This is a genomic window from Pandoraea cepalis, from assembly GCF_902459625.1.
Lineage (GTDB): Bacteria > Pseudomonadota > Gammaproteobacteria > Burkholderiales > Burkholderiaceae > Pandoraea > Pandoraea cepalis.
The window spans coordinates 66,282-88,629 of record NZ_CABPRY010000001.1 but is presented as its reverse complement, the minus strand read 5'-3'; the positions used below and the strand labels follow the sequence as shown (position 1 = coordinate 88,629).

Below are 22,348 nucleotides of genomic sequence, written 5' to 3'. Positions count from 1 at the left end.
AATACGCTATTCGCAGCGGCAAAATTGCGTTATTTGAGCATTGCTCGGTTTTGTAGCGGAAATTTCCCCTGGCTGTGTGGGCAAGGCATCACGTCATCCCGAACACTTGGCAAATCGCGTTGCCACTTGCCAGCTTGGTCGGTCTGCTTGGGGGCGTATCAGGCGCTGAAAGTCGCCTCTTCAACGATCTGTTGAAGAAACGTTTGCGTTAATGGAGAGAGTGAGCCGCTCTTGCGCGTCAGGATCGCTATCTGCCGGGACCACGTCGCTTGACTCGCAACCAGGGTTTTGAGCCCCAACTGTTCGGCCACCGGGCGATGCTGCGTGCTGCAAATGCCGAGCATGTCGGTGTTAGCGACCAGGAAGAACACGCCGACCGGGGAGCTGTAACTGCTCTGCACTTGGACTCGCGGTCCTTCGACACGGTGCTTCCTGAAGTACGCTTCGATTTGCTGCCGCGCGGAGACGCCGTGCCCGGGCAAAATCCATGGGTAGCTCCCAAGCTGGCTCGGCGAAACGCTACCGGTAGTCGAGCAAAGCGGGTGACCCGCCCGGCATACGACAAACGTGGATTCCGTCAGAAGCGGGATGGCTCGCAGGGCTTCCGGCAACTCTGCAGGCAATGGGCCGACCGCCAGATCGATCTCTCCGTCCAGCAGTACCCGGATCAGCGTATCGGACAATTGAACCGTCAGATCCAGACGAAGCGCGGGGCGGTTCCTGACCAGTGCCAGAAATGCACGATCCACGAGCGGCTCAGCCGCCGGCGTCGCCCCCAGTCGAACCTTGGCCAGTTCTCCGGCCGACATTTCTCCAAGCTGATTCAGCGCGTCTTCGTACGCGGTGCGCAACGATGCAGCGTGCCGTTGAAACTCGGTGCCGAATCGCGTGAGCAGCATCCCTTTCGGCGAGCGCTCGAACAGCGCCACCCCCAGCTCGGCCTCCAGGCGGCGAACGGTTTTGGTCAGCGCCGGCTGACTAACCCCGACCTGTTCAGCCGCCCGGTGCAACAGTCCGGTGTCGGCAATCGCCAGGAAATACCGCAAGTCGTCGAGGTTCATGATAACCATTGGTTATTGAAAATATCGATCCCGTGCTTGTACCACGAATTTGTGCTGCCAATACTTCCTGTCACGACTACAGAAAACCGTATGGAGACAGCGGAAACAGGACATGGACATGACAAACGTGGAAAGCTCGGCCGCGGCCGCGACGTTGGTGGCAACACACCATCGCGGTCGCTTGCGCACCGTCGTTGTCGCCGCAACGATCGGCACGGCGCTCGAATGGTTTGATCTTGTGGTGTATGGATTCTTCGCCGTCACGATCGCGAAATTATTTTTCCCGTCGGCGAGCGAACTCACGTCGCTGCTCGTCGCGCTTAGCACATTCGGCGCGTCATACCTGATGCGTCCGCTTGGCGCGCTGATTCTCGGGTCTTACTCGGATCGCTATGGCCGCAAGCGCGGTCTTACGCTGAGCATAGCGTTGATGGCGGTCGGCACCTTGATGATTGCCGTCACGCCGTCATATGCGTCCATCGGCATCGCTGCGCCAATCATCGTCGTGGCCGGACGGTTAATTCAGGGGATCTCCGCAGGCGGCGAGTTCGGCGCCTCAACGAGCTTTCTTGTCGAGCATTCGCCGCGTCACCAACGCGGCTTTTATGCAAGCTTCCAGATGGCCGCACAAGGCGGTACGGCGGTGCTCGCATCGCTCTTCGGCACGCTGCTCTCGCACTATCTGTCGCCCGAGCAGATGCTGGATTGGGGATGGCGCGTGCCGTTTTTCTTCGGTTTACTGATTATTCCGATTGCGTATGTGATCCGTCGTCATGTAGACGAGACGCCGGTGTTCGCGAAAGACGCTCGTGCCACCAGCCCAGTGCGCGTCACCTTCCAGAACAACAAGGTCCGACTCGCCCTGGCCATCGGCATCTATGTGCTGGTGACGTCGTCCTCGTATGTGATCGTGCTTTACATGCCGACGTTCGCAACGCGCCAGCTCGGCATCGATTCGTCGCTCGCTTTCGCCGGCACCTTATTGATGGGTGCGCTGCAAATGGTCGCATGTCCTATTGCCGGCGCGATCGCCGATCGACACGGACGCAAGACCACGCTGCTCGTCGCAGCGGCACTGATCGGTCTGGTGGCGGTGCCGCTTTTTGCCTGGCTGATTGCAAGCCCGACACCGTTTGCGTTCATCGTCATTTGTGCCGTGCTCGGCGTTGCGATCAGTGGTTATCAGGGTCCGATGCCCGCCGTGCTCAGTGAACTCTTCCCAAGCCGCGTGCGCACCACAGGGCTCGCGCTCACGCACAACCTGGCGGTCGCGATCTTCGGCGGCTTTGCACCGCTGATCCTGACATGGGCCATTAGCGCGACCGATAGCCGATTGGTACCGGCAGTGTATATCGCCGTCGCCGCCGTCATCAGCGTGATTTCCCTGCTGATTTGCCTCCGAAAGTTCGGCGACCATCAACCTGCCGACTAAACCGTCCGTATCGAGTTACATCATGAGCACTCAACCGAACATTGTATTGATCGTCGCCGACAACCTGGGCTGGGGCGAACTGGGCTGCTACGGCGGTGGCGAAATGATGCGCGGTGCCGCGACGCCCCGCATCGACGCACTCGCGGCAAGCGGTATGCGTCTCCTGAATTACAACGTCGAAAGCGACTGCGTCCCTACCCGCAGCGCACTCATGACGGGCCGCCATCCGATTCGGACCGGCGCCTTCCAGTCGGTACCGCCAGGGCTGCCGCAAGGGCTGCAACGCAAGGAATGGACGCTCGCACAGATGGCGTCGGCCGCGGGCTACGCGACAGCGCATTATGGCAAATGGCATCTGGGGGATATCGACGGCCGCTACCCGTCGGATCGCGGTTTCGACGAGTGGTACGGCATTCCACGCACCACCGATGAGACACAGTTCACGAGCTCGATCGGTTTCGATCCGAGCGTCGCTGAACTCCCGTACATCATGGAAGGCAAGAAGGGGGAGCCGTCCCACAACGTCAAGCTCTACGATCTGGAAACGCGCCGGACCATCGACGAGGAACTGGTCGAACGGTCTAAGGCATTCATCGAACGCAACGTGCGGGCAGCCAAGCCGTTTTTCCTCTATCTGCCGCTCGTACATCTGCATTTCCCGACGTTGCCTCACAAGGATTTCGATGGCAAGACCGGCATGGGCGAATTCGCGGACTCGCTCGCGGAAATGGACTTCCGCGTGGGCCAGATCGTCGACCAGCTCGACGCGCTCGGCATTGCCGACGACACGCTATTTATATTTTGTAGCGACAACGGCCCGGAATTCCGCGCACCTTATCGCGGCACGGCAGGCCCTTGGACGGGCACTTACCATACGGCAATGGAGGGCAGCCTGCGCGTGCCGTTCATCGCGCGCTGGCCGGGCAAAATTCCCGTCGACGTCAACAATCAGATCGTCCACGTGGTCGACCTGTTACCCACCTTTGCAGAATTGATAGACGGAGACATGCCCGACGACGGACGACCCATCGACGGCGTGAGTCAGCTCAACTTTCTTCTCGGCAAAGAGACTACGTCGAACCGGGAAGGTTTTCTCTTCTACATCAAAGACGAACTGCGCGCGGTGAAATGGCGCGACTGGAAACTCCATTTCGTGTGGGAGCCGTATGTGAACGCCGGCGCAAATAAACTCGAGTCGCCTTACCTCTTCCATCTCGTTCAGGATCCTAAAGAAGAAACCGATATTCTCGTGCGCAACACGTGGGTGCTCGGTCCGATGCTCAAGATGGTGAAATCGTTCAAGGACAGCGTAAGGGCGTATCCGAATACTGCGCCCGGAGCCCCCGACTGATCCGTCGTCCGGCTCGCCAATACTCCCCACACGCCGGCACGTTCGAGCGCAAGTGCGCCCGGACCGTTTCGCGTGGCCCCTCGGCGACGCCAAAAAATTGGGTTATCTGAGCGACGCTCAGTTTTGTTGCGTTAACCCGCCGTCCAGCGGAGCGCTTTCAAAAATGAGCGTCGCTCGATACCATGGGACCCAATTCCGATCACGACTGTCTTTTATCCGTGTCAGCAGTGTCTGCCTGGGCGAAATCGCCCGTCGTTGTGTGGGTGCGGCGCCAGTTCGCCCCGAATACCCTGCAAATCACGTTGCTGCTTGCCGGCATCGTCGGTCTGCTGGGGGCGTTGGCCACCGTGGCGTTTCGCGAAGCGCTCTCGGGATTGCAATTTCTCCTCGCCGGCCACCGCAGCGGCATGGTCGAGCTGGCGCAGGGCCTGAACTGGTGGCAACGCCTGCTGCTGCCGACCACCGGCGGCCTGATCGCCGGGTTGATCCTGCAGTTCGCCACGTTGTGGGTGCCGAAGAAGGGCTCCGACGACTACATGGAAGCCATTGCCATCGGCACCGGCGTGCTGAGCCTGCGCCAGACCCTGGTCAAAAGCCTGTCGTCGCTGTGCTCGGTGGCCTCGGGCGCCTCGATCGGCCGGGAAGGGCCGATGGTGCAACTCGCCGCGATGTTCGCGTCGCTCGTCGGCCGCATGCTCGCCTTCCCGCCCGAGCGCTTGCGCCTGCTCGTCGCTTGCGGAGCGACGGCCGGTATCACGTCGGCGTATAACGCGCCGATCGCGGGCGCGCTGTTCATCTCCGAAATCGTCTACGGCTCTATTTCCACCGCAACGCTCGGCCCGCTGGTCGTCGCCTCAGTCATCGCGAACATCGTCATCCGTCAGTTTCTCGGCTACGAAGCGGTCTACCGAATGCCGCGCTTCGATTTCGTTTCCGGCTGGGAAGTCTTTTTCTACGTTGGCCTCGGCATTCTCGCCGGCGTACTCGCGCCCCTGTTCCTGCGCCTGCTCGACACCGCCAAGCATCGTTTCAGCGCGCTACCCGTGCCGCTGTTCCTGCGCCTCACGCTTGGCGGGTTCATCGTGGGGATACTGTCGCTGAAGGTGCCGCACGTCTGGGGTAACGGCTACAGCGTGGTCAACTCGATCCTGCACACGCATTGGGCATGGCAAGCGCTCGCAATGGTGCTGGTGTTCAAGGTGCTGGCGACCGCATCGTCGGCGGGCTCCGGCGCCGTGGGTGGCGTGTTCACGCCGACGCTCTTCGTCGGTGCCGCGCTCGGCAGCCTCTATGGCATCGCGATGAATGCGCTCGCGCCCGCCGCCGCCTCCGTGGCGAGCAGCTACGCCGTGGTCGGCATGGGAGCGTTCCTTGCGGCAACGACCTATGCGCCGCTGATGTCGATTCTGATGATCTTCGAGATGACGCTGAGTTACCAGGTCGTGCTGCCGCTGATGCTGGCATGCGTGACGGCGTACATCACGGCGCACACGTTACGCGCGGATTCCGTCTACGCGAAATCGCTGCGTCGAAATCAAGTGGCGGGCCGGTGGCTCTCGATGACCGGCGAGGGCAGCGAGATGCGCCTGTCGTCGCTGGCGACGGACAACGACGCCGTCGTCGGCGATGACACGCCCTCGGAAGTCCTCGCCGAGCGCTTCATCGCCACCGGCTATCGCAACCTCGTCGTGCGCGACCAAGACGGCCGTCTAATCGGAACGCTTGACGCCGCACGCTGGTGGCGGCGGCAAGCCACCGGCGAACCCGCGTTGTGGACGGAGGCGATCGCGCCGTGCAAAGCCCTCGACGGCGAGATGACGCTGGTCGGCGCGCTGCGCACTGTCGGCAAGTTGCACGTCGACTGGGTGCCCGTGGCGAACGAGGCAGGCGAATGGTTGGGCGTGGTGTCGCTACCGGGACTCATCGAGATCGTGACAGAAGAGCGGGGCGGCGAATGAAGCGTCGCGCAGGCGCCAGTCCCATCGTGCCGGCAGAACCGGCGACCGGCGCCGACGGCACCCCTTGTTCGGCAGTCTTCGACGAGGCCTATCACAGCACCGGCGACGCGCTCGGTCAGGTGCGACATGTCTTTCTGGGCGGCAACCGTCTGCCCGAACGCTGGCGAGGTCGCGAGGGTTTCGTGATCGTCGAGACCGGCTTCGGTCTGGGCCTGAATTTCCTGGCCACGTGGGCCGCCTGGCGGGACGATCCGCAGCGGCCTGCGCGGCTGCACTTCGTGTCGGTGGAGAAATTTCCGTTCCGGGTGCAGGATCTACGGCATTGTCTCGAGGCGATGCTCGTGCTGCCCGGCATGACGCAACTCGCCCCTCTGGTACAGAAGCTGTGCGACGTCTGGCCAGCCCCCGTGGCAGGCTGGCACCGGCTGGAGCCGGCGCCCGGCGTGGTCCTGAGCGTCGGTTTCGGCGACTTCTTCGATCTGATGCCGTCGCTGCGAGCCGGCGCGGACGCGTTTTATCTCGACGGTTTCACGCCTGAAAAAAACGCCGATCTGTGGACGCCTAACGTCTTCAAGACGCTTGGCCGTCTGGCGCGTGACGGGGCCACGCTGGCGACGCATACCGCCGTCGAAACGGTACGACGTGAGCTCATCGGCGCGGGGTTCCAAGTCGCCCCGCGTGCCGGACACGGCGGCAAGCGGGACATGCTTGCGGGCGAATACGCGCCGCCTTATCGCATGCGGCGTTACGATCCGCCTACCGTGCCCCCGCAGCGCGCCCGTGAGGCGATTGTGGTCGGCGCGGGGATGGCGGGGGCGGCGATGGTGCGGCGTCTTGTCGCCCGCGGCTGGCGGGTGCGCCTGTTCGAACGGGCACAAGCACCTGGCACGGCGGCGTCGGGCAACCCGGTGGGGGTCTTTCATCCGCAACTCTCGGTTGACGATAACGTGCTGTCTCGCTTGACGCGGGCGGGCTTTCTGTACGCGCTCTCGCAGTGGAGAACGCTGCCGGGTGGGCTGCCCGGGCATGCCGACGGCTTGCTCCAGGTTGCCACGGACGACGATCAGGCGCACGCGTTGCAGCAACTCATAGCGGCGCACCGGTATCCGCAGACGTACGCGAAGTGGGTTGATGCGGCGCAAGCATCGGCGCTTGCCGGCGAAACGATCGCGCGCGGCGGCGTCTGGTTTCCGGAAGGGGGCTGGCTGGCGCCGGCGATGCTGTGCCGGGCCGAATTGGTCGCTGCCGGGCCGTTGCTCGATGCCCGCTACGGCGTGAGCGTGGAACGGCTCGAACGCTGCAACGGCCGCTGGACCGCGATCGACGAAGCGGGTCACGTGTTGGCCGAGGCCGATGCCATCGTTGTGACGGCCGCAGACATCTCCCAGAAACTGCTCGCGCCATACCTCGCGCCCGAGTTTGTACCCGTCAAACGGGTGCGTGGGCAATTGACGTTCCTGCCCCCCGACATGTTGACCGACCTGCGCGTGCCGGTGTGCGGAGACGGTTACGTAACGCCGTCGTCGCTGGGGGGCACCGGGCCGATCACAGGCGCGACCTACGGCTTCGACGACCCGGCCGAGGCCATACGCGTCACCGATCACCAGGCCAATCTGCGTCGGCTTGCCGCGCTGTTGCCAGCCCATGCGAACACGCTCGGCGATGGGGGGCTGGCGAGCGAGCACGCCGCCGCCGAATTGGGCGGGCGCACGGCGTTTCGCTCCATGGTGCCCGACCGCCTGCCGATGGCGGGGCAACTGCCTGACATGGCCATTCTCGACACGCAACGTCAGCAGTTGGGCGGCGGGCATCTCCGAGATCTGCCGCGCCTTGACGGCCTGTATGCCAGCTTCGCGTTCGGCTCTCGGGGCCTGACGTTTGCGTCGTTGTGCGCGGAGCTGGTCGCCAGTCAGATCGAGGGCGAACCGTGGCCGGTCGGCAGCGATCTGGCCGACGCCATCGACCCGGCGCGATACCTGATGCACTGGCTGCGCAAAGGCTGACAACGCGCGTGCCCCAACAGGCACGCCGACTTCGCGCGCCGTCGGGCTTGGCCGGATCCTTCGCTCGCCGCGCCCGCTACCTTGCGACCTCGCTATCGCCCATCGACGTTACCCACGTTCCTTCATGACGCGCGGCCCGCGCCCGCCTGCCGTCGTTCTCCGAAAGTGCACGGAGATTCAATAAATCGAATCTGACCCTATAGCGGTCGTAACCCCGCCCCATGCGGGGGCGGTGCCCCTTCGGGGCTTGCCCCCGTAATTCCTGGCTGAAGGGCCATATCCCGCCTCCAAGGTGCGCCGTCCCCACCGTTCGGCATCGGGATGAAATGGGTTTGTGCCAGGTCAAACCTCCTGCCATCGAGACGCCCGTTTGGAAGCGTCGGAAACCGAGTGTGGCAAAATGGGCCCAACCCTTCGGGTTCGTCGTGCATTTGTTCTTAATCTGCAACCCCGCGCGCGACTTTCTTTCCTTTCCACCACTTGATGCGCCGTCAAGCGGCGCAAAGCGAGCATTAATGACGTCGGAACTGTCCCTTTTTCCGGGCTGGCCGCCGACGCCCGATCCCGTTTTCTTCGCCGGGCTGGCATTGGTTTTTGCCGGACTCGCGGGGGAAATCTGTTTCCGGAGACTGCGCCTGCCGCGCATCACCGGTTACGCCGTGGTCGGGCTGGTCGGCGGTACCCTGGGTCTTTCCTCGATGCTGGACGCACAGACGAGCGCGGCCATTCGGCTGCTGATCGATCTTGCGCTGGGCTTGTTGCTGTTCGAACTGGGCAGCCGCCTCAACCTGAAATGGATGCGGGCCAACCCCTGGATCATCGTTACCAGTGCGCTCGAAGCTTTGCTCACCTTCGTAGCGGTCTATGCCGTGCTGTGGGTGTTCGGGGTGGCGCCGCTGAGCGCAGTGCTCATCGCCTCGATCAGCATGGCGACTTCGCCGGCCGTGGTGATCCAGCTCAAGAACGAGCTGCGTGCCGAGGGGCAGGTGACGGAGCGTTTGCTGGCCCTGGCGGCCCTTAACAGCGTGTACGCGGTCGTCGCGGTGAAGCTTGTCTACGGATGGATGCACCAGGCGTACCACTCGAGCGTGTGGGTCGTCCTGTTTCATCCTTTGTACCTGCTCATTGGCTCGATCGTGCTGGCGTTCGTACTCGCCAAGGCGTGCAATCTGATCTTTCGCAAGTTCGGTAGCCAGGACCAGCATGCGTTCGTGATTCTCATCGGCTTGATCATGCTGATGGTCGCGCTGGTGCATATGCTCAAGTTACCGAACTCGCTCACATTGCTGCTTGCCGGGATCATTTTCCGAAATCTGGATGAGCGTCCGCAGCTTTGGCCCGCGTACTTCGGCACGGCCGGCTGGTTGCTTGCGGTGGTGCTCTTCGTGCTGACGTCGCTGGCGTTCCGGTGGGAATACGTCGTGATCGGCGGTCTGGCCGCGGCAGCCATCATCGTGGTGCGCGGCATCGCCAAGGTGGTGGGCACGGTGGCCGTGGCCCATCAGGCGGGGATCAGTTACAAGCAGGCCGTCGCGCTCGGGTTGTCGTTGTGCCCGATGGCCAGTCTCGCGTTCGTACTCGTTGCCGACACGTACGACATTTACCCGCAGTTCGACCCGACGCTCAAGGCTGTGGTGATGTGCACGGTCGCAGTACTGCAACTGGTCGCGCCGCTGGTGGTTTATTGGGCGTTGGCCCTGGTCGGTGAACGGAAGGATTAAACCATGTCATTAGAAGCATTCATTCCCTCGAAGCCGTGCACTTTCGGCGTGGAGCTGGAAATGCAGATCGTCAATCGCCACGATTACGATCTGACCAAAGCCGCCGCCGATTTGATGCGGCTCGTGGCCAAGGAGACACACCCGGGCGAGATCAAGCCGGAAATGACGGAAAGCATGATCGAGCTCTCGACGGACATCTGCCATCGACATAGCGATGCCGTCGCGCAGCTGGGCCGGGTTCGCGACGTGCTGGTGGCGGCGAGCGAGCAGCTCAACGTCGGCCTGTGTGGCGGCGGCACCCATGCCTTTCAGCGCTGGAGCGAACGTACGATCTACGATTCGCCACGTTTTCACTTCCTGTCCGAGTTATACGGCTACCTGGCCAAGCAGTTCACGGTCTTCGGCCAGCACGTGCACATCGGCTGCCCGGATCCGGACAGTGCCTTGTACCTGCTGCACGCCATGTCGCGCTATATCCCGCACTTCATCGCGCTATCGGCCTCGTCGCCCTATGTGCAAGGTGTCGACACGGGCTTCCACTCGGCGCGTCTGAACTCGGTGTTCGCGTTCCCGCTCTCGGGCCGTGCGCCATTCGTGCTGAAGTGGGAAGACTTCGAGACGTACTTCGACAAGATGGTGAAAACCGGCGTCGTCGAGAGCATGAAGGACTTCTACTGGGATATTCGGCCCAAACCGGGTTTTGGGACGATCGAAGTGCGAGTCATGGATACCCCCTTATCGGTCGGCCGCGCGGCCGCTATCGCCTGTTACATCCAGTCCCTGGCCCGTTATCTGCTCGAGGAGCGTCCGTTTGTGCTGAGCGAGGACGATTACCTCGTCTACACGTTCAATCGCTTTGAAGCTTGCCGCTTTGGGCTGGAAGGGGCTTACGTCGATCCTCAGACCGGCGAGCGCACCACATTGGGGCAGCACATCATGCGCACGCTGGACATCATCAAGCCGCACGCCGCGGTGCTAGAAGCCGAAGCGGCCTGCGAAGAAGTCCGTCAGCTCGTCGCATCCGGCAAGAACGACGCTGTTTGGTTGCGTGACGTCCACGGGGAAGCCAAGTCACTCAACGAAATGGTTCGCCAACAATGCTTGCGATGGGCCGCATGAACTGAGGCCTTGGCCGACGGGCCGGACTGGGTACCGTCGGTCTCAGGACGCGATCGTTGTTATGCGATCGGTGTGAGGAACCCCGCCTTGGCGGGGTTTTTTCTTGCCCGTACGTTTTGCAACCTCCGGCACGCGCTACCGGGGAGCAAGCGTTTCCGTTTAGTCCCACCCACGACGCGCCGTGCCGTGTCCCTGAGCCGTTGGCCGAATCGTGCCTCGCGAGCGATGAGCTTTCCACGATTCAGGCCGAGCGCGTTTTGCCGCTTTTGCGTCGCCCATAGCAAGGTTTTAAGGTTTTAATAGGTTTACTGTATGTATACATAGTAGTAGTTAACAAAGGCGGCCCACTCCTGTGGATAACCACAGTTAACGTTGAGTAAACAGAAAGTTGCCCGAATGAGAACTGGATGGAAAAACAGCGGGTATCCCAAGAACAACTCGGAACAGTTTTTGGCCTTGTGGAAAGATTCGCGAGTTATCCCGAACCCATGCACAACCAGTCCGACAGGTTATCCAGAAAGTTATCCACAGGCGCCTAAATATTGTGCAAGACACCCTCGAAAACGGGGTTTTGTGGATAATTTTGACGTTCCTGCGTTAGCCAAACGGTTCGCGGATACAATCTCGCCACTTTGAAATGTGACTTGGCATGCGTGGTGCAAGAAGTGAAAGATGCTGGTTTTGCTGAATGTAACGAGCGAGATCGCTGGGACTGTCAAATTCTTCAATTCGCGTGTCCGGAAGGGGCCTCCCGCGGACACGTTGCCCCGCACTTCCCTCCAGTTTCCTGCGCAAAACCTCCCTCGGCGATTGGCGATTTACGGTCGCGTTTCAAATGATTCGCGTGTCGTTGGACGGTTGCTACGAAACGCGGGGCATCGGGTACGCTCGCGTTCCACGTCGGATGGCGCCGAAATGTCTCGAAAATCGAGTGGATTTTCACAAGATCGTTGTTCGCGATGGTGGCCCGTGGGTGGGATCGATAAGGTCTGCGAGCCATGTCTGGCGAGGCTTTGCCGATGTGCGGGGAGATCGTGCGGGATGCGAGGCGGTTCTCAACGCCCGTTGCGGGCGACGCCTGTTCGATCTGCCGCGTAATTGGCATGGGATGCGAAATGTTTTTCCCAATTTGATCCTTCGCAAAGCGAGTGCGCAGGACACCAATATTTTGTAAACATCTTGAGTAGGATTTGGGAGATCAGTACAAGAACTGATACGCCAAAATCAAACTCAGAACACACAATGGAATCGTGGTGGGGCGGTGGGTTCAACAGCGACTTGCCGTCGCGTATCGACACGGAAGTGGCTTAGGGTTTCCCCCGGGCGGGGCGCCGACATGGATGAAAGGCAATGACGAGACGTGTGATGCACCGCCCGTAAGTTCATTTGACAAGCTGTTTTACTGACGTATAGTTTTTAGAAATCCTAACGAAAATCATGGCTACTCCGACCCCACTAGATGAAGCGCTGTCCAAGCGCGTGACAGCAGGTTTGTTGCGCATGGGAACCGCGTTACGGAGCCACGCCTGGGAGGGCGCGGCAATGGCTGGATTGACGCCGACGCAGGGCGAGATTCTGACGCTCTTGCTCTCGCGTGGCGTGCCGATGCGATTGGGCGAAATTGCCGAGGATGCCGCACTCACATCGGCCACGGTCAGCGAGGCCGTAAGCACGTTGGAAAACAAGGGCCTGGTCGAGAAGCGTCGCGATGCGAACGACGGCCGTGCCCTGGCGCTACGTCTGACCGCGCGCGGAAAGACGGCAGCCAAAAAGGCGTCGCAATGGCCGAACTTCCTGACCACGGCGTCGGAATCGCTGGGCGAGAAGGAATGTGCCCAACTCTACCGAACGCTCGTCAAGCTGATCTTCACGATGCAGGAGCGGGGCGACGTACCACCGCAACGCATGTGCCTGACGTGCAGCCACTTCGAAGTCTCGGCGCGCGGCAAAGGCCAATACCACTGCGATCACTTCAATGTGACGTTTGACGATTCGCGCCTGCCGCTGGACTGCAACGCGCACGAGGACGCCGACATCGCCATGCAGCGCAAAGTCTGGAAGCTGTATAGCAAAACCTGAGCGGCTGACCGGCATTCGTCACGCGCAGGCGGCGCGAGCCAGGGGGAGAACGTCATTCGGTACCGGGTGACGTTTTTTTTCGTCGACGCTTGTCACGCACATGAGTGTCGCCTGCCTGTACACTGCGCTTTTTTGCATCCACGAAACCTCATCGCACAGAGATGGCAGCCAAGCGCAGAATCGAAGTCAGGAAGTCCGGCGTCCACGGTAAGGGGGTGTACGCGCTCAAGCGTCTCAAGAAAGGGGATCGCGTGATCGAGTACAAGGGCGAGATCATTTCGTGGCGTGAGGCCTTGCGCCGCCATCCTCACGATCCGGCCCACCCGACGCACACCTTCTACTTCAGTCTGGAAGACGGACGGTGCATCGACGGCAAGGTCGACGGCAACAACGCCCGCTGGATCAACCACGCCTGCTCGCCCAACTGCGAAGCGCGTGAAGAGGGCGAACATGTCTATATCTATGCCGTTCGCGACATCGAGCCTGGCGAAGAGTTGTTTTACGACTACGGTCTGGTGATCGACGCGCGCTACACGGCAAAACTCAAACGCGAATACGCTTGCCACTGCGGTACCAAGGCGTGCCGTGGCACGCTGCTCGCGCCGAAGCGCTGAGCGCGTCGGGCGTTACCCGCGGCAGCAAGCGCGCAGCGGCGGGTCAGTTGGAGGCGCGATCGCCTGCGAACTGGTCGATGGCCACTGCCAGATCGACATCGCGTTGGGTCAAGCCGTCGGCGTCGTGCGTCGAGAGGGTGATGTCTACCCGGTTATAGACGTTGAACCACTCTGGATGGTGGTTCATCTTCTCGGCCTTGAGCGCGACCTGCGCCATGAAGCCGAAGGCCTCATTGAAGTCGTGGAATGTGAAGCTGCGCTGGATGGCGTCGCGTCCGACCACCTGGTGCCACTCTGGCAGCACTTCGGTCAGGCTGGCGCGTGCCTCGGAGGAGAGTCGTGTTGTCATGGCATTCCTTTCAAAGCGTTCAGTGCAAATCGGGCCAACGGGCATGCACCGACGCCGGCATGGCGTCAGTGATGGCTGCGTACGGTGTCAGGAGGGTTGTCGGCTGGGCCGCACGCAGCGCCCACGAAGCGGCAGGGTTGCCGGTTCATGCGACCTATTGTTTCACAGGCGAGCTGGGCGTGTGCGTGAGCCCTGTCCTATAACGCGAAGGGTCGCGACATAAAACCGGGCGCCAGGAGGCGTCGATCGGCAGGCCGCGGCGAGACCCGGGGCGAGCCAGGCCGTGCCATCATGCCGGCAACAGGATAGGCGTGTCGTCGGGGTTGTGGGCGTTGGCCTCGAATGCCGGCTGCTCGGCAAACGTCTTGAACAGCGTCGGCAGGTCGGCACGCATGGCGTCGAACAGTTGGGCGAAGTCGTCGATTACGAAGTACGTCTGCTGGAATGTGTCGATGCGGTATTGGGTGCGCAGTACCCGCTCGAGCGAAAATCCGAGCCGATTCGGCGCGCGCGAGGTCAGCGAGAAGTCGGTTTCGCCGCGGCTCGAGACAATTCCGGCGCCATAGATGCGCAGGCCGTCGCCGTCGCGCATCAGGCCGAATTCGACGGTGTACCAGTACAGACGGGCGAGCAACGGGAGCGCCCCCAGCGATTGCGCGAGCTTGCCGGCTTTGCCGTAGGCTTGCATGAAATCGGCGAACACCGGATTGGCGAGCAGCGGCACGTGACCGAAGACGTCGTGAAAGCAGTCGGGCTCTTGCAGGTAGTCCAGCTGGTCGGGACGGCGCATCCACCACGTCGCCGGGAAGCGGCGGTTTGCGAGATGCTCGAAAAAGACGTCGTCCGGCACGAGTCCGGGTACGGCAACGACCTGCCAGCCGGTCGCAGCCATCAGTTTTTCGTTCAGGTGTTCGAACGCCGGCACGCGACGCGCGTCCATGTCGAGGGCGCGAATGCCGTCCATGAACGCATCGCAGACCCGGCCAGGCAGCATCGCCGTTTGACGTTCGTAGAGTTGCTGCCACACCGCGTGATCGACCGCGCCGTATTGATCGACGGGTTGTTCAATGGTGAAGTCGGGCCGGGTCTTGAGACCGGCATCGAATTGCTCTCGGAGCATGGCAGTAAGGGACATGATGCGAACGACTCAATCAGGCAGTGGCAGTGATTGAAAGTGTAGTGCGCATGGCATGCGAAATGGGCGCATAATGCGCCTGTGGTGAAAGTCGTTTGCATAAATTTCGCATAAAAATGTGATTTATTGCGGAGAATCGTCATGCTTGTTCTGGATCACTTCGATTTGGCTCTTCTGGACGCGTTGCAGAAGGAGGGGCGTGCCACGCACCATCAGTTGGCGGAGCACGTGGCGCTTTCCGCGTCGCAGATAGGCCGCCGCCTGCAGCGGCTCGAGGCTGAAGGCGTTATCGAGGGATATCGTGTGGTGCTGCGACCCGAGGCGTTGGGCCTGGCCGTGACGGCATTCACGACGTTGCGCCTGCAACATCATGGCGATCAGGTCATCGAACGTTTTCAGGCGGAAATCGATCTGTTGCCCGAAGTGCTCGAGTGTCACGCGGTGGTTGGCGAGGCGGATTACCTGCTGCGCATCGTGGTGCCGGATCTGAATGCTCTGTCGGCCTTCGTCATGAAGCGGCTGATGCAGGTGCCGGGCGTGGAGAACGTGCGCTCGAACATCGTGCTCAGCGCTTTCAAGCGCAGCAATGCGCTGCCGCTGCACTATCTGGCGAACCGACAATCGTCTCGCTGAGCGGGTGCGGCGCCACGCCGCCTCGCATCGCTATTTTCCTTTCCTTTGCCGGATGTCCCGGCATGTCCCTGCGCGCTTGGGGCAGGCGTTCGCTTGTCCGATCGATGGATCGGACAGCCAGCCGTTTGCGCGGCCTTATGTTCGACAGCTCAGTCAGTGGGCATCAACCAGGGCTTCACGTAGCGTCCGTAGACTAGCGACTGAATGAGCGCGACAGTGGAGCCGATCAGCACTTCGATCACACGCAACATGGCGAGGCTGAGCTCTTGATGCAGCCCTTGCCCCTGTCCGCTCAACGCTGCCGACATCAGGATGACCACCGTGGCCGGGCCCAGACGCCAATTGGCCGGATAGTTCTGCACCAGCATTGCAGCCAGCGTGGCCAGCGTGATGCCCACAAGCATGGCCGCCAGCCCGGGCCCGAAGACGAGCAAGACGATGCACGCGATGACGGCCCCGGTAATCGTGTTGATCGAGCGCGCCTTGAAGTTGCTGCGCGCCTGCATCGGGTCCGGTTCGGTCACGATGATGAGCGAGATCATTGCCCAATAAGGCTCTGGAAAGCCTGCCGCCCGCAGGCCGAACCAGACGATCAGCGAGCCGCTAAGAATCTTCACCAGATAGACCAGTGCGTTCTTCTTGGGGTGGAGAATGGCTAGAGACATGACGCGCCCACGTTGCGAACATGGAAAGGTGCCAGTGTGACATAGGCGAATCCTGGAACCCAACCCAGAAGATTCCGCCTCGGTCGAGCGGCCGATCCGAAATGCGGTTTCCTGATGGGCATGGCAAGGGAAACGGTTCGAAATGCCAACGACTGCGGGGTAGAATCGCCTGACCAGAACTCGGGAGGAGACCGGCATGCAAAGCCGAACGCAACGCGTCTGGCCGGCCGCGCCGTGGGTGTGGGCGGTGCTGTGTCTTGGTGGGTTCGCCGCGTCGCCCGTGCAGGCGGCGCGCGTCACGAGCGTCAGTCCGCAAGGAGAGGTCGCGAGTGTGGACCAGGTCGTCGTCAAGTTCGACGAAGCCATGGTGCCGGCGGGCGATCCGCGCGCGCAGGCGCCAGCCGCCGTGAAGTGCACCGACACGTCGCTCGCAGGCGAGGGCCACTGGCTCGAACCGAAGATCTGGGTCTACGATTTCAAGTCGTCGCTGCCGCCGGGTGCGAAATGCTCGGTGGAGCTGCGCGGCGGGTTGTCCGCCGTCTCGGGCGCCGCGCTGTCGGGCACCACGCGTTACGCGTTCAACACGGGCGGCCCGGCCGTCACGTCCATCCGTCCGTCGTACGGTCCCATCGACGAAAACCAGATCTTCATCCTTACGCTCAATGGCGCGGCGCAGCCCGCCAGTGTGATTCAACACGCCTGGTGCGAGACGGAAGGAGTTGGCGAGCGCATCGGCGTGAAGGGAATCGAGGGCGACACGCGTTCGGCGTTGCTCAAGCGTTTCAGTCTGGAGAAGCAGGCAGCGCGTGTCGTCATGCTGCAATGCAACCGAACGCTTGCGGCGGGCGCCAAGATGCACCTGGTGTGGGGCGCGGGTATCACCACGCCATCGGGCGTGCCAACGACGCAGGCGCGACGTTTTGAATACGATGTGCGTGAACCGTTCACGGCCAGTTTCAGTTGCGAGCGCGAGAATGCGAACGCGCCCTGCACGCCGTTGCGGCCACTGCGTCTGACGTTCAACTCGCCCGTCGCGCGCGACATGGCGGCCAAGATTCGTCTGCATGGCGCGGGTGCCGAACGCTCGCCGACGTTCAGCGATTCGGATCGCACGTCCAGTGTGAGCGATGTCACGTTCAACGCGCCGTTCCCCGAGAAGGCCGATTTGACGATCTCGCTGCCGAAAGGATTTACGGACGACAGTGGCCGAGCGCTCGACAACGCCGGCGAATTCCCGCTGAAGACGAAGACGGCGACGATGCCGCCGCTGGCCAAGTTCGCGGCCGCGCCGTTCGGTATTGTGGAGCGCTTTGCCGAGCCCGGCATGCCGCCGATGCTGCCGGTCACGCTGCGCAAGGTCGAGCCGGCGCTGCAGATCAACGGGCTGGGGGTGGCTGGCGAGGCCGCCAAGACCGGCGGGAGCGGGCGCACCCTGCAACTGCGGGTCGACGACGACGCCGAGGTCATGAACTGGATGTCGCGCGTGCGCCGATTCGACGAAACGACGATGACCCGCAAGCAGATTGCGCAGGAGATGCCGTCGATACTTACGGCCCCGGCGGCCAATGTGGCGTTCGGGCCGAATGCCGCGGTGATCGTCGAGGACAAGATCACGCGTTATGACACGCGCAGCCTGTCGTTGCTGTCCGGATGGCCTGGCGTGCAGGCGCTGACCCTGCCCGTGCCCAAGGAGAAAGATCCTCGCCCGTTCGAAGTGGTCGGCATTCCATTCCAGAAGCCCGGCTTTTATGTCGTGGAGTTGGCCTCACCATCGCTCGGGGCGGCCCTGTTGGGCAAGTCGTTGCCGATGTACGTACGCACGACGGTGCTCGTCACCAATCTTGGGGTGCATTTCAAGATGGGCCGCGAGAATGCCATTGCGTGGGTGACGACGCTGGACAAAGGCCAGCCGGTGGCCAATGCGAAGGTGCGAGTGCTCGATTGCGATGGCAGCGAAGTGGCGAGCGCCGTGACCGACAAGACGGGCGTGGCGAAGATCGACAAGTCGCTCGAGCGATACCGGTACTGCGAGAAGACGATGCGCTCGGGGTACTTCGTGGTCGCCCGCACGCAGGGGAGCGATCCCGACATGGCGTTTGTGTCTTCCGACTGGGATCGCGGCATCGAGCCCTGGCGGTTTCATGTGCCGACCGACGGTGGCAGCAGTCCCACCGTGCGCGCGCAGACGGTGTTCGACCGCGTGCTGTTCCGCGTTGGCGAAACGGTGTCGATGAAGCACTTCATCCGTCAGGAAACGATGCAGGGGCTGGCCCTGCCCGCGAGCTTGCCGTCGCAGTTGACGATCACCCATCAAGGGTCTGGACAAACCTACACGCAGCCCATCAAGTGGCGCAACGGACGGCTCGCCGAAAACACTTTCCAGATTCCGCAGGGCGCGAAGCTTGGCGAGTACGCGGTGACGCTCGACTACACGGAGGCGGATTCGCGTCCGAAGTCGTATCCATCATCGCTCGACGCGGGGCACTTCCGCGTGGAGGCTTTCCGACTGCCGGTGCTGGCCGGATCGATTGGTGTGCGCGATGCCGCGACGTCACCGCTCATCAACAAGACCGAAGCCCCGGTGAATGTGCAGGTGAATTACGTGGCGGGTGGCCCGGCGGGCAACTTGCCGGTGCGCGTCTCGGCGTTGCTGCGCGCGCGAGACATGACCTTCGACGGGTACGACGATTTCAGCTTCACGCCGTACCGTCCGCCGTCGGCGCAGTCGGGGGCCGATGACGAGGATCAGGGCAATGACGAGAGTGCGGGAGCGAGCGATCAGAAGCTGGTCGCCGACAAGCAACGGCTTGTGCTCGACAGAAACGGTGCAGGTAATCTGACGCTCAAGGATTTGCCCAAGGTTGACCGTCCAAGCGATCTGGTGCTCGAGGCGAGCTTCGCCGATCCGAACGGCGAGATTCAGACGCTTCGCGGCAATGCCACCTTGTGGCCCGCGAATCTGATCACCGGCGTGCGCAGCGAAAGCTGGGTGTCGGTGACCCACAAGCTCCCGGTGAAAGCGCTCGCGCTTGATCTACAAGGCAAGCCCAAGGCCGGGGTGGCGATGGACGTGCGCGCCGAGGCGCGGATGACCACCAGCAGCCGCAAGCGCATGGTGGGGGGGTTCTATGCGTACGACAACCACACCGAGGTCAAGGATCTCGGCACGGTATGCAACGGCAAGACCGACGAGCGCGGTTTGCTGGCGTGCGACGTCTCGCTCTCGCAGCCGGGCGAAATTACGCTCGTGGCACAGGCCAAGGACGACAAGGGCAATCTGAGTACGTCGACAACGAGCGTGTGGGTGACGGGACGCGGCGAGGTCTGGTTCGGCGGTGACAATACCGACCGGATGGATGTGCTGCCGGAGCGCCGGGCCTACGAGCCGGGCGAGACGGCCAAGCTTCAGGTGCGCATGCCGTTCCGCTCGGCAACGGCGCTCGTCGCGATCGAGCGCGAAGGCGTGATCCAGACGCGCACGATGGAGATCTCCGGCAAGGACCCCAGCATTTCGCTCAAGGTCGAACCCACCTGGGGCCCCAACGTTTACGTGTCGGTGCTCGCGGTGCGCGGTCGAATCCATGAAGTGCCCTGGTACTCGTTCTTCCAATGGGGCTGGAAGCAGCCGCTGGAATGGTTCCGGGCGTTTTGGTACGAGGGCCGGGAGTATCAGGCCCCGACGGGGCTGGTGGATCTGGGCAAACCGGCCTATCGCTTCGGCTTGACCGAGTTGCGTGTGGGCACGGCGGGGCAGCGTCTTGGCGTGGAAGTGAAGCCGGACGCGGCGACCTACCCGGTGCGCGGTCATGCCAAGGTGCGCATCAAAGTCACGCAGCCGGACGGCAAGCCGGTCGTGGCCGGCACCGAGGTTGCCGTTGCGGCCGTCGACGAGGCGCTGCTGGAGCTGGCGCCGAACACCAGTTGGAATCTGCTCGATGCCATGTGGCAGCGTCGCAGCTACGGCGTGACGACGGCCACCGCACAGATGGAGATCATCGGACGCCGCCACTACGGTCGCAAGGCCGTACCAGCGGGCGGCGGCGGCGGCAAGAGTCCGACGCGCGAGCTGTTCGACACGCTGCTGCTGTGGCAACCGCGCGTCGTGCTCGACGACAAGGGCGAGGCGAGCGTGGACGTGCCGCTGGGCGACGCGCTGTCCAGTTTCCGCATCGTGGCGGTGGCCGATGATGGCGGGCCCGGCGCGCAGGCGCTTGGCTGGTTCGGCACCGGGACCGCGACCATTCGCACCACGCAGGATCTGCAATTGATCTCGGGCTTGCCGCCGCTGGTGCGCGAGGGCGACATGTATCGTGCCCAGTTCACCGTGCGCAACACCACACAACATGCGATGCAGGTGCAGTTGACCGCACGCGCCACGCAACTGACCCTGGCACCGCAACGGATTGACGTGCCGGCCGGCGAATCGCGTGAAGTGACGTGGGACGTGACGGCGCCTGCAGGACTGGCGGACACGCGTGCCCAACGCGTGTTGTGGGAAGTCAGTGCACAGGCACCGGCGACGGGCACGGCGCCCGCCGCGAGCGATGCCATCAAGGTCGGGCAGGACATCCAGCCTTCGTTGCCTGCGAGCGTCCAGCAGTCGGTGCTCACGCAGGTCGAAGGCAGTCTGACGCTGCCCATGGCACCGCCGGCGGGCGCGGTGGCAGACAGCACCGGAACGTTGCGCGGCGGGGTTCGCATCAGCCTGCAACCGCGTCTGTCGCAGGGATTGCCGGGAGTGAAGCGCTGGTTCGAGGTCTATCCGTACGGTTGCCTGGAGCAACGGGCGTCGAAGGCGATCGGCATGCGCGACACTGCGCAGTGGAAACGGGTGATGGGCACGCTGCCGTCGTATCTCGACGACGACGGGCTGGCGAGTTACTTCCCGCCGCAAGAGGGCTTCGCGAATCAGGGCAGCGATACGCTCACTGCCTATCTGCTGGCCGTAAGCAGCGAAGCGAAGGCGCTCGACCCAGGCTATGCCTTGCCGGACGACGCGCTGGCACGCATGGAGGACGGACTGACGGCGTTCGTCGAAGGGCGCCTCACGCGCCGCTTCTGGGCCCCGCGTGACGACCTGACGTTGCGCAAGCTGAGCGCCATCGAAGCGTTGTCCCGGTACGGCCGGGCGAATGCACGCATGCTGAGTTCGCTCACCCTCGCGCCGAACGACTGGCCGACGTCTGCGGTCATCGACTGGTACGCGATCCTGCAACGGTTACCCGACGCGCCCCAGCGTGCCGAGCGCATGGCGCAGGCCGAGCAGATCCTGCGGGCGCGTCTGTCGTATCAGGGAACACGTGTGGGGTTCTCCACGCAGGCAAGCGACGGGCTCTGGTGGCTGATGGTCGGCCCCGAGACCAACGCGGCGCGGCTGGCGTTGCTGATGAACGCGAACCCGGCATGGAAGGACGAGATGCCGCGTCTCGTGATCGGCCTGCTGGGACTGCAGTCGCGCGGGGCCTGGTCGACGACCACGGCGAACGTCTGGGGGGGCCTGGCCGTGGATCGATTCTCGGCGCGATTCGAGCGCGACACGCCATCGGGGCAAACGGCGATTCAGTGGCAGCGCGACAACCAGACGAGCGGCAGCGTGCAAACCGTCGTCTGGGACAAGCTCAAGGCGGGCACCGTGCCGCCGGCCGTGTCGTTGCCATGGCTGAGCAACGCGGCTGCCGCAAAGGACAGCGCGCGCGATGTATTGCGCCTGGATCAGACGGGCGCCGGCAAGCCTTGGGCAACGATCCAGAGCCTGGCCGCCGTTCCGCTCAAGGCGCCGTTCTCCGCCGGCTATCGCGTGACGCGCAGCGTTCAAGTGCAGGACGCCGCCGATCGTTCGGGCGATCGCTTCGTGCGTGGCGCGGTATTGCGCGTGCGTCTGGATATCGACGCGCAGGCCGACATGCGTTGGGTCGTGGTGAGCGATCCGCTGCCTGGCGGGGCGACAGTGCTGGGCGGCGGGCTTGGACGCGATTCGGTCATCGCCACGCAAGGCGAGAAGAGCGAAGGCGCCACGCCGGCTTTCGAGGAGCGCGCGCAGGACACCTACCGTGCCTACTACGATTACCTGCCGAAGGGGCAGCATCGGATCGAGTACACGGTACGTCTGAACAACGTCGGCACGTTCGCGACACCGCCAACGCGGGTCGAGGCGATGTACGAACCGGCGATGTACGGCGAGACGCCTAACGCGCCGGTGCAAGTGGTGCCGGCGAAGTAATGACGAAT

14 protein-coding genes are annotated in these 22,348 nt (G+C 62.8%); 10 read left to right on the top strand and 4 right to left on the bottom strand.

Annotated elements, in window-relative coordinates; genetic code table 11:
- Window positions 1-158: 158 nt before the first annotated feature.
- Window positions 159-1,061, bottom strand: a complete 903-nt coding sequence (locus PCE31107_RS00345) for a LysR family transcriptional regulator (RefSeq protein WP_174966508.1) — start codon at window positions 1,059-1,061, stop codon at window positions 159-161.
- Between the two features lie 118 nt (window positions 1,062-1,179).
- Here PCE31107_RS00345 and PCE31107_RS00340 point away from each other — a divergent pair, with 118 nt between their 5' ends.
- The 8 genes from PCE31107_RS00340 to PCE31107_RS00305 all read left to right on the top strand — a co-directional run bounded on the left by PCE31107_RS00340 (window position 1,180) and on the right by PCE31107_RS00305 (window position 13,338).
- Window positions 1,180-2,493: an MFS transporter gene (locus PCE31107_RS00340; RefSeq protein ID WP_150606806.1), complete on the top strand. Its 1,314-nt coding sequence runs from the start codon at window positions 1,180-1,182 to the stop codon at window positions 2,491-2,493.
- A gap of 22 nt (window positions 2,494-2,515) precedes the next feature.
- Entirely contained in the window at window positions 2,516-3,844 is a 1,329-nt protein-coding gene (locus tag PCE31107_RS00335; RefSeq protein ID WP_150605794.1) for an arylsulfatase, read from the top strand.
- 182 nt (window positions 3,845-4,026) lie between these two features.
- Entirely contained in the window at window positions 4,027-5,802 is a 1,776-nt protein-coding gene (locus PCE31107_RS00330; protein ID WP_425494699.1) for a ClcB-like voltage-gated chloride channel protein, read from the top strand.
- On the top strand, window positions 5,799-7,805 hold the full coding sequence (gene mnmC, locus PCE31107_RS00325; RefSeq protein ID WP_150605792.1) for a bifunctional tRNA (5-methylaminomethyl-2-thiouridine)(34)-methyltransferase MnmC2/FAD-dependent 5-carboxymethylaminomethyl-2-thiouridine(34) oxidoreductase MnmC1: 2,007 nt from the start codon (window positions 5,799-5,801) through the stop codon (window positions 7,803-7,805). Before PCE31107_RS00330 ends, mnmC begins: the two co-directional genes overlap by 4 nt.
- Before the next feature lie 515 nt (window positions 7,806-8,320).
- The gene (locus PCE31107_RS00320) at window positions 8,321-9,526 is read left to right on the top strand and encodes a cation:proton antiporter (RefSeq protein WP_150605790.1); all 1,206 of its coding nucleotides are present in this window, start codon (window positions 8,321-8,323) and stop codon (window positions 9,524-9,526) included.
- A gap of 3 nt (window positions 9,527-9,529) precedes the next feature.
- A complete protein-coding gene (locus PCE31107_RS00315) occupies window positions 9,530-10,645 on the top strand; it encodes a YbdK family carboxylate-amine ligase (RefSeq protein ID WP_150605788.1) in 1,116 nt (371 codons plus the stop codon).
- Between the two features lie 1,437 nt (window positions 10,646-12,082).
- Complete coding sequence (locus PCE31107_RS00310; RefSeq protein ID WP_165385397.1) at window positions 12,083-12,724, top strand: MarR family winged helix-turn-helix transcriptional regulator; 642 nt, start codon at window positions 12,083-12,085, stop codon at window positions 12,722-12,724.
- A gap of 161 nt (window positions 12,725-12,885) precedes the next feature.
- Window positions 12,886-13,338, top strand: coding sequence for an SET domain-containing protein (locus tag PCE31107_RS00305; RefSeq protein WP_017233866.1), 453 nt, complete (start codon window positions 12,886-12,888; stop codon window positions 13,336-13,338).
- Window positions 13,339-13,381: 43 nt separating this feature from the next.
- On the opposite strand, the gene PCE31107_RS00300 is transcribed toward PCE31107_RS00305, so the two are convergent.
- Both PCE31107_RS00300 and phhA read right to left on the bottom strand, forming a co-directional pair.
- Window positions 13,382-13,687, bottom strand: a complete 306-nt coding sequence (locus tag PCE31107_RS00300) for a 4a-hydroxytetrahydrobiopterin dehydratase (protein ID WP_017233865.1) — start codon at window positions 13,685-13,687, stop codon at window positions 13,382-13,384.
- A 289-nt stretch (window positions 13,688-13,976) separates the two neighbouring features.
- The gene (gene phhA, locus PCE31107_RS00295) at window positions 13,977-14,822 is read right to left on the bottom strand and encodes a phenylalanine 4-monooxygenase (RefSeq protein WP_150605786.1); all 846 of its coding nucleotides are present in this window, start codon (window positions 14,820-14,822) and stop codon (window positions 13,977-13,979) included.
- A gap of 141 nt (window positions 14,823-14,963) precedes the next feature.
- Here phhA and PCE31107_RS00290 point away from each other — a divergent pair, with 141 nt between their 5' ends.
- Complete coding sequence (locus PCE31107_RS00290) at window positions 14,964-15,455, top strand: Lrp/AsnC family transcriptional regulator (protein ID WP_017233863.1); 492 nt, start codon at window positions 14,964-14,966, stop codon at window positions 15,453-15,455.
- Window positions 15,456-15,604: 149 nt separating this feature from the next.
- On the opposite strand, the gene PCE31107_RS00285 is transcribed toward PCE31107_RS00290, so the two are convergent.
- Complete coding sequence (locus PCE31107_RS00285; RefSeq protein WP_130027612.1) at window positions 15,605-16,120, bottom strand: FUSC family protein; 516 nt, start codon at window positions 16,118-16,120, stop codon at window positions 15,605-15,607.
- A gap of 196 nt (window positions 16,121-16,316) precedes the next feature.
- Between PCE31107_RS00285 and PCE31107_RS00280 the strand changes: the two genes are divergently transcribed.
- Entirely contained in the window at window positions 16,317-22,340 is a 6,024-nt protein-coding gene (locus PCE31107_RS00280) for an alpha-2-macroglobulin family protein (RefSeq protein WP_150605784.1), read from the top strand.
- The last annotated feature ends 8 nt before the right edge of the window (window positions 22,341-22,348 follow it).

Bases quoted from the DNA above. Each gene is read 5' to 3' on its own strand.
- PCE31107_RS00345 (WP_174966508.1), bottom strand. From the start codon at position 1,061: ATGAACCTCGACGACTTGCGGTATTTCCTGGCGATTGCCGACACCGGA.
- PCE31107_RS00340 (WP_150606806.1), top strand. From the start codon at position 1,180: ATGACAAACGTGGAAAGCTCGGCCGCGGCCGCGACGTTGGTGGCAACA.
- PCE31107_RS00335 (WP_150605794.1), top strand. From the start codon at position 2,516: ATGAGCACTCAACCGAACATTGTATTGATCGTCGCCGACAACCTGGGC.
- PCE31107_RS00330 (WP_425494699.1), top strand. From the start codon at position 4,027: ATGGGACCCAATTCCGATCACGACTGTCTTTTATCCGTGTCAGCAGTG.
- mnmC (WP_150605792.1), top strand. From the start codon at position 5,799: ATGAAGCGTCGCGCAGGCGCCAGTCCCATCGTGCCGGCAGAACCGGCG.
- PCE31107_RS00320 (WP_150605790.1), top strand. From the start codon at position 8,321: ATGACGTCGGAACTGTCCCTTTTTCCGGGCTGGCCGCCGACGCCCGAT.
- PCE31107_RS00315 (WP_150605788.1), top strand. From the start codon at position 9,530: ATGTCATTAGAAGCATTCATTCCCTCGAAGCCGTGCACTTTCGGCGTG.
- PCE31107_RS00310 (WP_165385397.1), top strand. From the start codon at position 12,083: ATGGCTACTCCGACCCCACTAGATGAAGCGCTGTCCAAGCGCGTGACA.
- PCE31107_RS00305 (WP_017233866.1), top strand. From the start codon at position 12,886: ATGGCAGCCAAGCGCAGAATCGAAGTCAGGAAGTCCGGCGTCCACGGT.
- PCE31107_RS00300 (WP_017233865.1), bottom strand. From the start codon at position 13,687: ATGACAACACGACTCTCCTCCGAGGCACGCGCCAGCCTGACCGAAGTG.
- phhA (WP_150605786.1), bottom strand. From the start codon at position 14,822: ATGTCCCTTACTGCCATGCTCCGAGAGCAATTCGATGCCGGTCTCAAG.
- PCE31107_RS00290 (WP_017233863.1), top strand. From the start codon at position 14,964: ATGCTTGTTCTGGATCACTTCGATTTGGCTCTTCTGGACGCGTTGCAG.
- PCE31107_RS00285 (WP_130027612.1), bottom strand. From the start codon at position 16,120: ATGTCTCTAGCCATTCTCCACCCCAAGAAGAACGCACTGGTCTATCTG.
- PCE31107_RS00280 (WP_150605784.1), top strand. From the start codon at position 16,317: ATGCAAAGCCGAACGCAACGCGTCTGGCCGGCCGCGCCGTGGGTGTGG.